The organism is Candidatus Deianiraea vastatrix (genome assembly GCF_007993655.1).
Lineage (GTDB): Bacteria > Pseudomonadota > Alphaproteobacteria > Rickettsiales > Deianiraeaceae > Deianiraea > Deianiraea vastatrix.
On the sequence record NZ_CP029077.1, the window covers coordinates 58,361 to 75,420 of the forward strand.

Consider the following 17,060-nt stretch of genomic DNA (forward strand, 5'->3'; position numbering starts at 1 on the left):
GCTAAAATATTAGTTGTTTTTGATAATTTTACTTATTATTGCAGGTTTTAGCTTGAAAGTTGCATTATTTTTTTATAATAAATTGCATTCTTTCAGTGTTTTTTCAACAATTTCCTCGCATTTTTCATTCATTTTTACAAGCGGAAGGCGAAGTTCATTGTCGCAAAAACCAAGCTTAGAAAGCGCAAATTTCACAGGTGCGGGGTTGGTATCTATAAACATTGCGTCAAATAATTTTGCATATTTATCCTGTAGTATTCGTGCTTTTTCGAAGTTTTGCTCAAGGCAAAGTGTTACCATCTCTTCGCATTGCTTTGGTATTATGTTTGATGCAACTGAAATTAAACCAACCGCGCCCATTGCGATATATGCAAGAGTTGTTATGTCGTCACCTGAGTAGATTTTAAAATTATTTACATTATTTTCTTTGAGTTTTTGGCGAAGCAGAGCTACTCTTTCAAGATTTCCGCTTGCATCTTTTAGAGCGACAATATTTTTGCATTTTGCCGCAAGGCGGGCTATTGTATCGTCTGAAATATCAGTTACAGTGCGGCTTGGAACGTTGTATAGCATTATTGGAAGGCTTGAATTTGATGAAATCTCGGAAAAATGGGCGATTAGTCCATCTTGGCTTGGTTTGTTGTAGTATGGCATAACGCAAAGCACTCCATCTGCGCCACATTTGGTTGCTATATCGATGTTTTTGATGACTTTTGCGGTGTCATTTCCTCCGACTCCTGCTAAAATAAAAGCTTTTCCTTTGGCAATTTTCACAACAGTTTCAATCACTTTTTTGTATTCATCGATGGTAAGAGTTGCTATCTCGCCAGTTGTTCCGCACGGGCATATTGCCGATATTTTGTTATCTATTTGGAACTGTACTATTTTTTCAAGGGATTTTATGTCAATTTCACCGTTTTTAAATGGTGTGATTATTGCAGTTGCAACGCCAGTGAACATAACTTTACGAAATTTGATAAATAATATATTATAAAAAATATTTGTCAAATTTTTTTATTGGTATTTTGTTGCAAATTATTTTTATAGCGATATTTTAGGCTTGAGTTAGTTTTATAAGATGTCAAATGTATTGAAAAATGAGCTAAAAAGAAAGGCTATACATATGTCTTCCAGTATATTTCCCTTGTTATATCTTGTATTTCTGGATAAAAAACAAATGACTTGTGTAATGTTATGTATTGCAATTATTTGCCTTGTATTTGATATTTTAAGGTTAAAATTTTCTGCAATATCTACTTTATTTAAAAGATTTTTTACAGATTTTATAAGATCTTTTGAGGCAAAAACGCTGCTTGGATCGACATATTTTGTAATTGGTTGCCTGATTGTTGTATTATTGTTTGAGAAAAATCTTGCTATAATATCGATGTTTATACTGATAATATCAGATACATGCGCATCACTTTGTGGCATGCTTATTCCATCTCGAAAAATTGTAGGAAATAAAGGCATTTCCGGTCTTTTTGCTTTTGTAATATCTGCTATTGTGATTTCATATAGTGGCTATTTACACCTATATCTTTACATGCCTGCATTAATTTTTGCATCACTAATATCTGCAATTCTTGAGCTTTATAGCAAGAAAATAAGAGTTGATGATAATATTTTAATTCCTGTGGGATTTTGCATTGCGTATAATGTTTATAATTGTTTTGGTTTATGAAAAAAAAAGATGAATCAGGGTGTAGTATATTTGCGTTTACGGCGATATTTACATTTTTTGTATTAATATTCAATAATTTATACACATGGGGGAAGATATTAAAATTTGCAGAAATAGAAAATATTGCTGATGCAATTTTACCTATTACAATTTTTATTGGGGTATATTTACTTTTATTTATATTTTTTACATTAATTTTCTATAAAATTACTGTGAAAATATTATCGATATTAATTATATTTATATGTGGTTTGTGTTCATATTTTATATCAACATATGGCATTGTAATTGATAGATTTATGATTGCAAATGTATTTTCCACAGATTTTAACGAAGTTATTGGGCTATTTTCATGGAAAATGATTGTATATTTTGTATTCTTAATTTTTATTCCAATTATTGTTATAACAAGGGTGAAGGTTAAGAGTATATCAATTTCTTTGAGGATAAGAATTTTACTCCTTGCTTTGTTTCTTGCTCTAGTTGTTATTTTACCAAATTATGTTAAACTTGCGGCATTTTTTAGAAAGCATAATTCACTTGGTGGTTATTTTGTGCCATCGAATTTCATTTCTTCATCTATTACCTATGCAAAATATATATTTAAATCTAAAGCAAAGCCAATTTTAATTGACGATGCTGTAATTACAAAAAATAACGATGTATTAATTGTTTTAGTTGTTGGAGAGACGGCAAGAAAGAAGAATTTTTCACTATATGGATACAGCAGAAAAACCAATCCACTGCTTGAAAAGGAAAAGATTACATCTTTAAATGCAACCTCATGTGGAACATCAACCAATGTGTCGGTTCCATGTATTTTTTCCCCAAGTGCAAAGTCAGATTTTGATCATTTAAAATATGAAAATATGATATCAATGCTAAAGAGATTGAATGTAAAAATATCGTGGCTTGAGAATAATTTTGGTGGCTGTTATGGGCTATGCGATGATGTTGAAAAACAGTATTTTAATGGCTCACCCGATGGAATTATGCTTGAATCTTTTGAAGGAAAGTTAAAAAATCTTAGCGTGTATGAAGATATTATTGTTTTACATCAAAATGGGTCACATGGACCGCTGTATTTTCAAAGATATACTGAAAACTTTAATCATTTTAAGCCATCGTGTAACAGGGCAGATGTTTCTAAATGCAAAAGCCAGGAGCTATTTAACGCATATGATAATACAATCTTGTATACTGATTTTTTCTTACATACAATAATATCGAAATTAAAAGGTGTAAAAAAGCCTGTAATAATGATATACGCCTCTGATCATGGTGAATCTTTGGGTGAATATGGCTTATTTTTACATGGCTTTCCATACAATCTTGCACCAAAAGAGCAAAAGGAAATACCTTTTATAATATGGGCAAATGATAGTTTTGAGAAAAAATACTACAATTTATCGAAAATTGACAAAAATAGTCAATATTCACATGATAATATATTTCATACAACTCTTGGCATTTTGAATGTAAAAACGAAATATTATGACAAAAATCTTGATATATTTAAGAAAAATTAAAAAATAATTTTAAGCAAAATAATCAATTAATACGAGGGTTTTTACAAAGACATCAACCCAAAAAAATAAAGTAATAGTTTATTTCTCTTGACATTAATGAAAAATTGTGGTATAATAGTTAAATTTATTGTTTTATATTAATTTTTTTTTATTATTATGCAAAATCTAACAGAGTACTTTCAAGACTTTTGTCAAAGTGATACATTTGAGGAAATGGACTCCCGTAATGCAAGTATATTAGCTATGATATGTTGTCCATTTGCTGATTATGAGGGATATGTTTTATATGTGATTGGGCGCGATCTCGCGTATTTGATGGCATTTATGTTATTCTCAGAATTCACAAATAGAAAATATGATGATGCTGTAGGGCCATATTTAGACGCTGCAATAATAGGTTCAGCGGTAAATCTAGATTTGCTAGCTATTGCATTTGCTCTTGCTACTGTAAATACATCGCTTACTTGTGGAGCGGTTTTAGTTCGTGATACACTAACATGCAAACTTCCTGCGGCTTTCCTCAAATCTGTATTTGAATGTGCATCAAAATGTTCATCATTCTCGCTTGCTAAAATTAAAGAATGTGCACAAAAAGTTGCAGAATATTGTGCAAAAAATCCAGAAGTTTCTTTTGAGCAATTATTTGCACAAGCAACTGATCCAGACAACCTTAGAGGAAATCAAAAGCCAATTTTAGTCATAGAAGGAGCAGAGCATAAAGAAATTCCAAGATCTCTGCAACTTGAAAACATCGAAAGACAAGAGAAAGAAGAGTATAAGATTAATATGGCTGAAGTTCAAATTCCTGAATTTAAGCAAGTTGAAGTGCCAAACGAAGATCGTAGTGAGAAAAAAGAAGATACAAAAGTTATACAACTTGATGCATATAAAAACCAACATGAAGGTGGGCATAAACTCAATATCAGAAAATCTCAAATTATATCTGGTCAAAAACCTAAGGATAACGTAAATGAGCAAGATGTGCCTTATGGAATGAGTAGTGTTATCAATCTTCAACCTTCACAAGGTCGCACTGGAGCAGTAAATGACGAGTTTCCTGGTTATGAAGCTCGAGAATTGCAAAAGAAGCATGTTCAAGACTTGCAAAAGAAGCAGAATAAAAGTTGGCTATCTGATTGCAATATAATGTAATTTATTATATTAGGCATTTTATGCACAAAAGAGTCTGGTTAATGAAAATTAACTGGGCTTTTTTGTTTATACACTTTTTTCACTAAATTCTTGCAAATTATTTTTTCTATATACTAGGCTTGTTTAAAGACATATTATTTGATAGAAAATATATGGAAAACCAGCTTGGATTAATTGGAAATACGCCTATTGTAATGGTTAAAACCAAAGATGCATTATTTGGTAATGTTTTTGCAAAGCTTGAATATTTTAATCCAACTCATTCTTTAAAAGACAGAATTGCTCTTGCAATGGTAAAAGACGCTGAAAGTAAAGGCATTTTAAATAAAGATACAACATTAGTTGAGCCAACAAGCGGAAATATGGGTATTTCCCTTGCTTTTGTGTGTAAAATTCGTGGATATAGGCTTATTTTAACCATGCCTGAAAACATGAGTATAGAAAGGAGAAAAATGGCAAAAATATACGGTGCGCAGGTTGTTTTAACAGATGCAAAACTTGGTTTTGGCGGTGCTATTGCTAAAGCCAAGGAAATTGTTGCGTCAATGGAAAATGCGTTAAACCTTGATCAGTACTCAAATTTGGCAAATTTTGAAGAGCATAAAAATACAGGTCGTGAAATTTACGATCAAATGAAAGGCGATGTCGATATTTTCATTGCAGGAGCGGGAACTTGTGGATGTATAAGCGGTGTTTCCCATTATATGAAGTACAAAAATCCAAATTTTAAATCAATTGCGATAGAGCCTGTGGAAAACGATATTTTGTGTGGCGGTAGTCAATTTTCAACTCACAGTCTTCAAGGAATTGGGCCAAATTTCATACCAAATAATTTTAAAGCAGATTTAATAGATAAAATCACGCATATTTCAAAAGATGAAGCTAAAATTGGCTTGGAAATTTTATCAGAAAACGCAATTGCAGGCGGTATTACAAGCGGCGCTACGGCATTTGCAGCAATAACTGAGGCAAAAAAGCCAGAAAACAAGGGCAAAAACATTGTATTTATGGTTGCATCTTTTTCCGAAAGATATTTGTCCACAGATATGTTTGATGTGTGATTTTTGTGTATAAAAAAAGTTGTAAATTTGATTATTAAAAAGTAAAATATGTCAGATAGTAATTATAAATTTGATGCTAAAGATAGTAATGTTTTTTCAATAGACACCCCTCCTCCAACTGTTTCTGGGCATTTGCATATGGGGCATGTTTTTTCGTATTGCCATGCAGATTTTATCGCAAGATTTCAGAGAATGAGTGGGAAAAATGTGTTTTATCCAATAGGATTTGACGATAATGGGCTTCCAACTGAAAGATTAGTTGAGAAAATAACTGGGGTAAAAGTTGGCTTTAAATACAGCGACAAAAGCGTTGAAACTTTAGTGCAAATAACGCGTGATTTTGTGCATAATTTTGCTCAAAATCCAAGTAAAAACAATGCAACTCTTGTTCATAATCTAACTGGAATTTCTGTATCAGATCTTGAAAAATTTATCAAAAATGACGGCGAAATTAAAGAAAAGTTATTAAATTTTAGTGGCAAAAAGTACGATGGAATATGTGAAAAATCGCAGTTTATTGAAATTTGCAGAATAATAGTAAATGATGCTGAAATTGAATTTGAAAAACTGTTTCGCACGATAAATCTTTCGGTAGACTGGGACTATAAATATCAATCTATATCGGATAATTCTGCGAAAATCGCACAGACAACTTTTAACAATTTATTTGAAAAAGGGCTAATTTATACAAAACACGCCCCTGTTTATTGGTGTACTGCTGATAAAACTGCGACTGCAAATACAGAAATTGAAGACAAAGAAATGGTTGGCGTGCAAGCTGAGTTTCATTTTACAATCGAAAATGGCGATAAACTACTTGTGATGAGCACCCGTCCTGAGATGATTCCGGCGTGTCGTGCATTGCTTTTTAACCCAGATGACGAGCGTTTTAATGGCAAAAAAACTGGACAGCAAGTTGTTGTAAAAATGTCCGATGGAACTGAGGTTTCGTCTATCGGTATTGACCTAAATGGTAAATCTGCAATTGTTCCAATTGGCTTGCATAAAGTTCCAATTTTAGCCGATAAAGATGTGAAAATTGACAAAGGAACCGGCGTTGTTATGTGTTGTACATACGGCGATTGGCAGGATGTAATTTGGGCAAAAAGACACAATCTAACTGAGGTTATTATCATTGCCGAAGATGGAAAAGTTAACGCACAATATGCACAAATAACCAAAGAAAACGGCAGTATTGACAGTCTTAAAGTTGAAGAAGCGCGTAAAAAAGCTGTGCAAATAATTGAAAATGATGGGCTTTTAGTATCAAAAAAAGACATTTCCCACCCTGTAAAGTGCGCTGAGCGTTCCGGTCGCCCTCTTGAAATAATTCCAGCGCAGCAATGGTATATTCGTGTTTTGCCGTTTAAAAATATTCTGCTTGAAATGTCAAAACTTGTGAATTTTCACCCACAATCGATGAGAATCAAGCTTGAAAACTGGATAAATGGCTTGTCGCAAGATTGGTGTATTTCGCGAAATCGTTTTTTTGGAATTCCAGTTCCAGTCAAAAGTGAAGCTAACGATGAGATGCAATGGAATTGCATTAATAGTGATAATTTTCCACTCTTGGTCAATGAAAACTGCCCATGGGTGCTAGATACTTGGTTTACATCTGGGCTTTCGCCGCATTTATCGACCATTTTACACGAAAATTTACAAAATGACTCACTTAATCTTGAAAAAAATCCTATACGAAAAAACGCCGATCCTGTAATGTCACTTCGCCCGCAAGCACATGAGATTATACGAACTTGGACATTTGTAACCCTTGTTCAATCTTACTTAAATCTTGGAACGAAAATCACGAGCGAGACTAGTGAAATTGACATTCATGCGTCAGATTTGCCTATTGAAATTGCTGATAAAGATTATATTATTGTAAAATCTGGGGATAAATTTTTAAAGTGCGATAAGCCAAACTTTGAGCATCTACCGTGGAAGGACATAATGCTTTCTGGCTGGTGCCTTGCGTCGGATAAAACAAAAATGAGTAAATCTAAAGGAAATATTGTAACACCTACTGATTTAATCGAAAATTTTGGATGTGATGCGGTAAGATATTGGTCTGGAAGCTCAACTCTTGGCGCAGATACCCCATACAGCGAGGGGCAAATTAAAGTCGGGCAAAGGCTTGTAACGAAGCTAAAAAATGCCGCAAAACTTTGCATGCAAACTATTGAAACATCGGAAATAAAGGCAAAAAATCACGATGAAATAATTGATATAGCTCTAAAATGCAGCAATGAAATAGATGCGGCAATTATTCAAAAAATCTCTGCAGTATGCACAAAATATTCAGATTTCATGGCTCAATTTGAATATTCTAAAGCACTTGACGTGGTTGAGAAATTTTTCTGGACGGATTTTTGCGATAATTATCTTGAGCTTGCAAAAGTTAGATCTTATGGGCTGCTTGCGCAAATTTATAGTGAAAAAACCATTGATGAAAATGAGAAAATAATCATTATTAAAGGGCAAAATAGCGTTGCAAGCGTTATGTATTTTGTTATTTTGCGTATTCTTGGGATGTTTGCTGTATTCCTTCCAAATATCTGCGATGAAATATGGCAAAATTCTACACTAGCACAGAAGGTTTCGGGGAAAAATAACAGAATTACATCGCCAAACTCCCGTGGATTTTTTGCAGTTGTACTTGAAAATCTTGAATTTTCGCAGGCTGTAATTGATAAATATGACGCAATTACTGAGATTTTAGACGCAATTCGCAAGGCGAAATCTGATGCAAATGTGTCTCTTAAAACAGGGGTAAAAGAAATTCAAATTCCAGAGAGACTTGCAAAAATCTTCGACGACATAAAGACATCCGATGGCATAAAAGACCTTTCCTATGCTGGAATTTTTGATTTATCAAGCATGCAGGTTGCAAATAGTGATGAAATTATTGTAACACTTTAATTTTAATCCATTATTTTGTGTAATTGATATAAAAAGCTTGACAATATAAAAATAGTATATCTTGACTAAAAAAAATATTACTATCATGAATGCACACATTTTAAATAAAAATATTCTTCGTAAATACGATATTCGTGGCATAATTGGCGTTGATTTAAGCTATGATGATGCAGTTTTTATTGGCATGTCAATTGCAACAATTCTCATTAGAAAGGGTATTTTTTCTATATGCGTCGGGCGTGATGGAAGGCTTTCGTCTGAAAAATTGCGTGATAGCCTTGTATCTGGCATAACAAAATGTGGAGTAAGCGTGATTGACGTTGGCCTGGTTCCAACACCGTGTTTGTATTTTTCTGTATATAACTTGGGGCAAAATGCAGGGGTAATGATTACCGGATCTCATAATCCAAAAGACTATAATGGATTTAAAATTATGATTAAAGATGAAGCATTTTACGGCGATAGCGTGCTTGAAATAGGCAAAATTTGCGAAAGTGGTGCGTTTTTAAATTCAGGTCGCGATGCAAGCGTTTCAAATGTTGATATTAGTGCAAAATATATCGATGAAATAACAAGTTTTATAGATAAAAGCTCGGTAAATGTTTGCATTGATGCTGGAAATGGCGCATCTGGGCAGATTGTAACAGATGTTGCAAAAAAGATAGGAATTCCACAGGATAATTTGCTATTTTGCGATATTGACGGCAATTTTCCAAATCACCACCCAGATCCAACAATTGAGAAAAACATGAAAGATCTTGCAAATCTTGTCATTGAGAAAAAAGCAGATTTTGGAATTGGTCTTGACGGAGATGCAGATAGAATCGGCATAGTTGACGATAAAGGGCGTTTTGTATATGGAGACACCTTGCTTTGCATTTTATCAAAATTTTTGCTACTTGAAGTTCCAAATGCTACGATAATTTCTGATGTTAAGGCAAGTAAAGTTGTTTTTGACGAGATAAAAAGGCTAGGCGGAAACGGCATAATGTGGCAAAGTGGACATTCGCTAATTAAAGACAAAATGAAAAAAACCGGCGCCGCTCTTGCAGGTGAGATGTCTGGACATGTGTTTTATAAGCATGGATACTATGGTTATGACGATGGAATTTTTGCCGGCATGAAATTAATTGAGATTGTTCAAAAGCATAAAGTAAAAATCTCAGATTTAATTGATGCCCTGCCAAAAACCGTTACCAGCCCTGAAATTACAGTTAAAGTTGATGAGAGCCAAAAATTTGAGATTATGGGAAAAATCATCCATGATTTTAAGGCAAAATATACAGATTTTATCGACATAGATGGCATTCGTGTTAATTTTGATTTCGGATGGCTTCTTGTTCGCGCCTCAAACACAACAAACTGCCTTGTAATTCGCTTTGAAGCAGATAACAGCGAAAATCTTGCGAAATTATTTGATACTACGCATGAAGTTTTGAATAGATATGAATTGAATTTAAAGCAATAAATTGTATGCGATTGAATTAAAACTTGCATTTTATTTTTTTTGCTATTTATTTGGTTTAGAATTTGATTTTTACGCATGCCAATTGAAATTTTAATGCCGGCTTTATCGCCAACAATGAAAGAGGGAAATCTTGCAAAATGGGCAAAAAAAGAGGGTGAAGAGATTAAATCTGGTCAGATGCTTGCTGAAATTGAAACAGACAAAGCTATGATGGAAGTTGAGTCAATTGAAAACGGAACTCTTGGAAAAATACTTGTCGCAGGCGGCACTTCGAATGTAAAAGTCAATACTGTAATTGGCTTAATCTTGGAAAAAGGCGAAGATAAATCGGTTTTGGATACATATCAAATTAAGGGAATGCAGCATGGACAAGAGACTCAAAAACAACCGCCAGTTGAAAAAGAAATAAAAAGTACCACAGCTAGCAACCAAAAACAACCTTTAGCACAAGAGGCGAAATCTGATAGAATTTATGCATCACCACTTGCAAAAAACATAGCTGCAAATAATGGCGTTGATATTTCAAAAATTCAAGGCACAGGGCCTCATGGAAGAGTTGTAAAGCGTGATGTTGAGTGTGCAAATGTTCAAAGTTTTCAAACTCCATGCAGTCAAATTGGAAGAAATCAAGTTGAGTATACGGATGAAAAAGTTTCAACAATGCGTAATGTTATAGCTCAAAGACTTCAGGAATCAAAGCAAAATGTACCACATTTCTACCTTTCATGCGACTGTGTGGTTGATAATCTTTTGCTTTCAAGGGAAATGATAAATTCTACTGCGCCAAAAGACAAAGACGGAAAGCCTGCATATAAGATTTCAGTAAACGACCTTGTTGTAAAACTTACGGCAATGGCTATTCGCAATAAAAACTTTGTAAATGCGTCGTGGATGGACGGATTTGTGCGTCAGTATAACAATATTGACATATCAATTGCGGTTTCAATTCCGGATGGCCTTATTACACCAATTGTGAAAAATGCCGATCAAAAGGGTGTTCTAGCAATTTCTGCTGACATTAAAGATCTTGCATCAAGGGCTAGAAAAAATCAATTAAAGCTTGAGGAATTTCAAGGTGGAGGCTTTTCAATTTCAAATCTTGGAATGTATGGAATTGAAAGCTTTAATGCGATAGTAAATCCACCTCAAGCCTGCATCTTGGCAGTTGGGGCTGTTATCCAAAAACCTGTTGTAAAATCTGGGCAAATTGAAGTTGCAAATGTCATGAATATTTCAATTTCCGTTGACCACCGCGTGATTGACGGCGCTAAAGCTGCAGAATTTTTGTCCGAGCTAAAGAATTTAATTGAAAATCCTATACTTGGGATTTTGTAAAATTTTTTATGTTTAGGTTACTGTCATTTTTGCTACTTTTTGCCATCATTACAGGCTGCAAGTGTACAAAATCTACTGATTTAGTCGCAATAAATCAACATGACTACGATATTATATTTGACATAAGATATGCAACAAGTAATAATTTTCTTGGGCGTAAAATATACGAAAATGCGAATGTTTACCTACATAAAGATGCTGCAAAAAACCTGAAAATTGCAACTTTGTATGCTGATAAACTTGGCTATAAGATTAAATTATTTGACGGTTTTCGCCCGCTTAGTGTTCAGCGAAAATTATATACTGAGGTTTCAAATGAGATTTATGTAAGTAATCCAGATAGCGGAGTTGCAAGTCATACTCGTGGCGTTGCGCTTGATGTCACTCTTGTTGACAAAAAAACCAATAAAGAGCTTGACATGGGTACGGAATTTGACTCATTTGAGGAAAAGGCGCACCACAACCCGAATATTGACCCAAAAATCTTGCAAAACAGGACCATTCTTGCTGGAATTATGGCAATTTCCGGCTTTACCCCACTTCCAAGTGAGTGGTGGCATTATAATTTAAGAATTTATGAAATATATCCAGATTATGGCAGTAAATATCCAAAAATGTAATGTTTATTTGTTCTTTATCGCTTTGAGATATTGATTTATTAATATAAAAAGACATCTTGCAATTTAAAAAAATTGGTTTACAAATTAGCAATTGTTTTTTATTTTTGTTTGAAAAAATACATTAAAACCTTTTTTGCATGCTGTATTTTTTTATTTGCTGATAAGGTAGCATTTGCGAAAAATCCAGTTTTGTCTGGATATTTAAAAATTGATGAAAAAGTATCAATTTACTATGAAACTCATGGTAATAAAAACGGAGTTCCGGTGTTGGTTTTTCATGGGGGGCCAGGTAATGGAATGGACCAAAAAATGCTAAGATTTTTTGACCTTAAAAAATATTATGTTATATTATTTGATCAAAGAGGCTGTGGAAAGTCAATTCCAGTCGGTGTTTTTAAGGAAAATACAACACAGGATATTATAGAAGATGCAAGACTCTTAATTTCGCATTTAGATATTAAAAAATATAGAATTTATGGATATTCTTGGGGCTCTACACTTGCTTTAAATTATGCTCAAAAATATCCCGAAAATATAGAGAAAATGATTCTTTCCGGAGTATTTTTAGCACGCAAAGTTGACGATGAAAACTGGATTAATATTAATAAAATTATATTTCCCGACTATTATGAAGATTTAATATCAATTTTGCCAAGTGAAAAGGACATTTTATCGCAGTATTATGATTTAATTTGCGTGCAAAAAGATGAAAATCTTCGCAAAATTGCAGCTGCAAAATTTCATAATTTCCATATTCCAATTAGTAAAATGTTTACAAATGAAAATCAGCTTGAAAAGCCTTTAAAGCCTGAGGAAATTACAGATGAAGCCATGCTTGAAATGCAGATTTATTTGGCATATACAAAAAATAATTTTTTCCTCGATGAAAATAATTGGATAAATGCTGAAAAAATGAAGATTATAAATGACAATATTCCAACTGTCATACTTAAGTCTAGATATGACCTTGATGCTTTTTTTAATCAAGGCTGGCAGCTAAAAAAACTGCTTCCAAATGCACAATTTATCACTATTTATGGCGCTGGACATGGTAAATATGACAAAAATAACGAAATTGAAATTACAAAGGCTTTAAAATAATTATATGAAACTAAAAGTAAAATTTATATCTGAGATTGCAGAAAATGTATATGAAAATGGTAAATTATTGCAATATGCAACGCAGTTTTCTAGCGGTTTTGATTTACGTGCTGTGTCAATTTTACAAGATGGCAACGAAATGCCTTTAAGTGCTTGCGATTTTGAGCTTGGCGCACACAAAAGATGTCTTGTAAAGACTGGAATTTCAACATCATTTGACGCAAGTTTTGAAATGCAAATCCGCCCAAGATCTGGTCTTGCGCTCAAATCTGGAATTACAATAGTTAATACTCCTGGAACAATTGACAGCGATTATCGTGGTGAAATCGGGGTTATTTTACTAAATACATCCGATGTATCCTTTAAAATTACACAAGGCGACAGAATTGCACAAGCGGTAATTTGCCCAGTAATTAAGGCTGAATTTGAATTTACAGAAAATCTTGAAGACACCGAAAGGTCAAGCGGCGGCTTTGGGTCAAGTGGCACGAGATAGATTTATTTACTTTGATCCAGTTATAACGCTGAGTTGATTTAATTTTGATATATTGCAATACGGCTCTATAAAAATTGTTTCATTGTCTACAACTTTTGATATTATACCAATTGGTATACCACTGTAAAAGAGATTATCGCCTGACATAGTATATACAATTTCACCAGATTTTGGCGTTTCGTTGGTATATATCATTTTTATGTTACTATCATTACCAGAGGCAACACCCTTTGTTCCAGTAATGGATGTTGATACTGGAATATATGATTTGGAGCTTTGTATTAAAACAACTTTTGTCATTCCGTTAAATGATGAAATTGTTCTGCCTGCAAGACCGCCATTACATAGCACTGGTGAGTAATCTTTAATTTGATCTGTTCCTGTTTTCAGTATTACAACATTTGATGCTTCTGAAAAATATGCGATTTGATAATTTTTAATTGAATCTGATATTTTAATATTTACTTGGGATAATTTGGATGATGTAATTAAATTATCATATATCATTTTTTGATAAATCAGATTTTCTCGTAATTTCTGATTATTTTCCCTAAGTATAATATTATCATGGTAGACAAGAAATATATCTTCAACAAGGTTAAAAGTTGATCTAATTGCATACATTGGAAACTGGAAAAATGTAACCAATGAATTCATTTTAGTTGTTATTGACATTGCTATAATATCTCTATTTTGAGTGTAGTTGATGGAAAAATAAATTGCCGATATTCCATATATGCATCCAAAAATATAGCGTATTCTATTGACATATTTATTAAGTATTCCAAGATTAATAATATTAATTAATCCAATTTCATGTTCTTCAAAATTACGAAATTTTTTCATTTTTATAAATCATGCTATTAATTTGGAATAAAAATAAAATAAAAATCAATTGCTTTTTTAATTTAATAATATAAAAAGATTTAAAGTGCATTAGATATGAGAAAAAGTACAATTGTAAGTATATCTTATAGATATTTAAAATCAAGCAAAAATCATAAGAGTTTCTCATCTGCAAGTATTATTTCGTGCATTGGTGTTACAATTAGCGTTGCAACTTTGATAGTTGTTTTATCTGTAATGAATGGCTTTGTAAGCGAGCTTTCGCAGAAGATTCTTGGCACAAATGCTCATATAACGCTTAGTAATGATGGCTTTGGTAATATTGAATACTATAGCAAAGTTGTTGATGAATTTAAAGATGTTAATAATGTTGTATATGCAAATCCTGTAGTTGAAGGCCAGGGAATGCTGATAAATGCTAGGAATAATGCTTCAAGTGGTGTATTGGTTAGGGGATATTTAGTAAAAGATCTTGAATATAAAAGCGATTTGTATAAATCGATATTACTACATCCGGACTGCGAAGATAAAGATCTTTTTAATGGCAAAAATGGAGTATTAATTGGCAGCCTACTTGCAAGAAGTTTAGGAATTGGGGTAGGGCAGAATGTATCGCTTGTAACTGCGATTGGAGATAAAACGATTTTTGGTTTTGTGCCAAGGTATAAGGATTTTTTTATATGTGGCGTTTTTGAAACTGGAACAAGTTTAACAGATTCTAGTATGGTGCTTACATCTTTTGAAATGGCGCAAATTCTGTTTAAGTATAAAAATGGTGCATCTGGCGTTGAAATTTACTTAAAAGATCATTTAAAGGTTGATGAATTTCGGCATTTTGTTGAAACAAAGGGACTGTGGAAAGGTATTATTTTTGATTGGCAGACAAGTAATGATGGCTTATTTAGCGCAATGAAGGTTGAGAGAGTTGTGATGTCGTTTATATTAAGTTTATTTTTAATCGTATCGATGTTTGGTATTTTTGCCAATATGAACAGTTTGGTGATGTCAAAGATAAAGAATATTGCAATCATGCTTTCTATGGGGGTTGGGCGTAGGAATATTGCGCAGATTTTTTTTATATCTGGCTCTATTATAGGTATTTTTGGAACAATTTGCGGTGTTATTGTTGGTGTATTGTTTGCAAGTAATATTGAGGGTATTAAAAGATTTTTAGAAAGTTTTAGCGGTGTCGAGCTATTTAATGGTGCTGTATACTTTTTATCATATTTGCCATCGAAGGTATTTATATCTGATGTAATTTTTGTAGTTTGCATGTCTTTGTTTTTTACGATTATATCGTCTATTTTACCTGCAGTTAGAGCAAGCAGAGTGAAAATATCGGATACATTAAGGCAGATTTAATTAGTATTATAGGGTATTTTTTACCGCATCAAGCCTATGCAAAATAACCTCTTTTGGAAGGGCTGAGATTATAGCAGTTAACGCCGTTGAGCTTGTAATTCCGATTAAGATTGAGCGAAGAATTGGGCCAACTTGTCCGAATTTAAAGCCATTTTGCACCAGAAATTCATCCCATTTGCTTTTAAAATTATCAAGGTCTGTGCTTTGCATAAATTCTATGATTTTTGCAGTTATAATCTTGTCTTTTTGAATAAACTCAAGTGCTTCTGGGCTGTAATTAACATCTTTTGTTACATATTTTACAGCGTTTGCGGCAATTTCGTTTAGATTATTGCATTTTTTAAGCTCTGGCATGATTTTTTCAAGTATCGAAATTTCATTACTGCCTAGTTTTATTTGAGATTGAAGCTCAACTTGCGTGCAAATTAAGTCGATTAAATCTGCATCTTTCGTGATTTTAATGTGTTGTAAATTTACGCTATATAATTTTTGCATATCAAAACGGGATGGTGACGCGCCAACATCTGAGATTTTAAAGCGTGAAATTGCTTCATCTTGTGTAATAAAATCACCTTCATAGCTCCAGCCAAGGCTTAGCAAATACATTTTAAGTGCATCAGGCAAAATTCCAAGACCTGCATAATCTGCGACCGCAACTGCGTTTTTTCGTTTTGACATTTTTTTCCCACTTTCATCGTGAATTAGCGGAAGATGTCCAAATTCCGGCATTTTTGCACCAATTGCGTTGTAAATCACCATTTGTTTTGGAGTGTTGCTTAAATGGTCGTCGCCGCGAATAACATGCGTTATTTTCATGTCAATGTCATCTACGACAACTGCGAACATATAGGTTGGCGTTCCATCTGAGCGAACTATAATAAAATCGTCAAAAGCCTCGTCAGTAAAGGTAACTTCGCCTTTTATCATGTCATTTAATTTTATTTCGCCTTGTGGAACTTTAATGCGAATTACAGGCTCTACGCCGTCTGGCTTTGGAAGGCTTTGATCGCGCCATTTTCCGCTATATCTAAAGCTTCTTTTTTCACTTTCTGCAATTTCGCGCTGCTTGTCAAGCTCCTCTTTTGTGTCATAGGCATAATATGCATTGCCTGATTCTATAAGGCTTTTTGCAACTTCAAGATGTCTTGCGTACCGTGAGGATTGATAAACTATCTCTTCATCCGGGTTTAAATTAAGCCATTTCATGCCGTCTAAAATTGCGTCAACTGAGGCTTTTGTTGAGCGTTCTTTGTCTGTATCTTCAATTCTCATAACGAATTTCCCACCCATTGATTTTGCAAAAATGTAGTTAAAAAGGGCAGTTCTTGCGCCTCCAATATGAAGCATTCCAGTTGGCGATGGGGCAAATCTAACTCGTATCATAAAACCAGCATTTTTTCATTAGTAACGGCGTTTTTTTTAATAGTCAAGGTTTTTTACTTGACAATTATTAATTTACTTATATCATGATTTCAGTTAATTATTTT

Annotated in this window: 14 protein-coding genes; 11 read left to right on the forward strand and 3 right to left on the reverse strand. The window is 33.4% G+C overall.

The annotated features are described in order from the left end of the window. Positions 1-72: 72 nt before the first annotated feature. Positions 73-960, reverse strand: coding sequence for a 4-hydroxy-tetrahydrodipicolinate synthase (gene dapA, locus deia_RS00215; RefSeq protein ID WP_146820168.1), 888 nt, complete (start codon positions 958-960; stop codon positions 73-75). Positions 961-1,078: 118 nt separating this feature from the next. Here dapA and deia_RS00220 point away from each other — a divergent pair, with 118 nt between their 5' ends. From deia_RS00220 to dut, 10 genes are all read left to right on the forward strand, one after another. After that, positions 1,079-1,684 (forward strand): diacylglycerol/polyprenol kinase family protein, encoded by a 606-nt coding sequence (locus deia_RS00220; RefSeq protein ID WP_146820169.1) that lies wholly within the window; start codon positions 1,079-1,081, stop codon positions 1,682-1,684. Then, positions 1,681-3,213 carry a phosphoethanolamine transferase gene (locus deia_RS00225; protein WP_146820170.1) on the forward strand — a complete coding sequence of 511 codons (1,533 nt, stop codon included), beginning with the start codon at positions 1,681-1,683 and terminating at the stop codon, positions 3,211-3,213. The genes deia_RS00220 and deia_RS00225 overlap by 4 nt, the downstream gene beginning before the upstream one ends. Positions 3,214-3,369: 156 nt before the next feature. Next, entirely contained in the window at positions 3,370-4,365 is a 996-nt protein-coding gene (locus tag deia_RS00230) for a hypothetical protein (RefSeq protein WP_146820171.1), read from the forward strand. A 152-nt stretch (positions 4,366-4,517) separates the two neighbouring features. Then, positions 4,518-5,426 (forward strand): PLP-dependent cysteine synthase family protein, encoded by a 909-nt coding sequence (locus deia_RS00235; protein ID WP_146820172.1) that lies wholly within the window; start codon positions 4,518-4,520, stop codon positions 5,424-5,426. A gap of 48 nt (positions 5,427-5,474) precedes the next feature. Then, complete coding sequence (locus deia_RS00240) at positions 5,475-8,345, forward strand: class I tRNA ligase family protein (protein WP_146820173.1); 2,871 nt, start codon at positions 5,475-5,477, stop codon at positions 8,343-8,345. A gap of 85 nt (positions 8,346-8,430) precedes the next feature. Then, entirely contained in the window at positions 8,431-9,813 is a 1,383-nt protein-coding gene (locus deia_RS00245) for a phosphomannomutase/phosphoglucomutase (protein ID WP_146820174.1), read from the forward strand. Between the two features lie 75 nt (positions 9,814-9,888). After that, positions 9,889-11,148, forward strand: coding sequence for a pyruvate dehydrogenase complex dihydrolipoamide acetyltransferase (locus deia_RS00250; RefSeq protein ID WP_146820175.1), 1,260 nt, complete (start codon positions 9,889-9,891; stop codon positions 11,146-11,148). An 8-nt stretch (positions 11,149-11,156) separates the two neighbouring features. Continuing rightward, the gene (locus deia_RS00255) at positions 11,157-11,768 is read left to right on the forward strand and encodes a M15 family metallopeptidase (RefSeq protein ID WP_146820176.1); all 612 of its coding nucleotides are present in this window, start codon (positions 11,157-11,159) and stop codon (positions 11,766-11,768) included. Positions 11,769-11,876: 108 nt separating this feature from the next. Further along, positions 11,877-12,869, forward strand: a complete 993-nt coding sequence (locus deia_RS00260; RefSeq protein ID WP_146820177.1) for an alpha/beta fold hydrolase — start codon at positions 11,877-11,879, stop codon at positions 12,867-12,869. 4 nt (positions 12,870-12,873) lie between these two features. Further along, entirely contained in the window at positions 12,874-13,365 is a 492-nt protein-coding gene (dut, locus tag deia_RS00265; RefSeq protein ID WP_146820178.1) for a dUTP diphosphatase, read from the forward strand. 6 nt (positions 13,366-13,371) lie between these two features. Here dut and mreC read toward each other — a convergent pair whose 3' ends face one another. Next, positions 13,372-14,211 carry a rod shape-determining protein MreC gene (mreC, locus tag deia_RS00270; protein WP_146820179.1) on the reverse strand — a complete coding sequence of 280 codons (840 nt, stop codon included), beginning with the start codon at positions 14,209-14,211 and terminating at the stop codon, positions 13,372-13,374. Positions 14,212-14,307: 96 nt separating this feature from the next. Between mreC and deia_RS00275 the strand changes: the two genes are divergently transcribed. After that, a complete protein-coding gene (locus deia_RS00275; RefSeq protein WP_146820180.1) occupies positions 14,308-15,573 on the forward strand; it encodes an ABC transporter permease in 1,266 nt (421 codons plus the stop codon). A 6-nt stretch (positions 15,574-15,579) separates the two neighbouring features. Here deia_RS00275 and gltX read toward each other — a convergent pair whose 3' ends face one another. Further along, positions 15,580-16,956, reverse strand: coding sequence for a glutamate--tRNA ligase (gene gltX, locus deia_RS00280; RefSeq protein ID WP_146820181.1), 1,377 nt, complete (start codon positions 16,954-16,956; stop codon positions 15,580-15,582). Between the last annotated feature and the right edge of the window lie 104 nt (positions 16,957-17,060).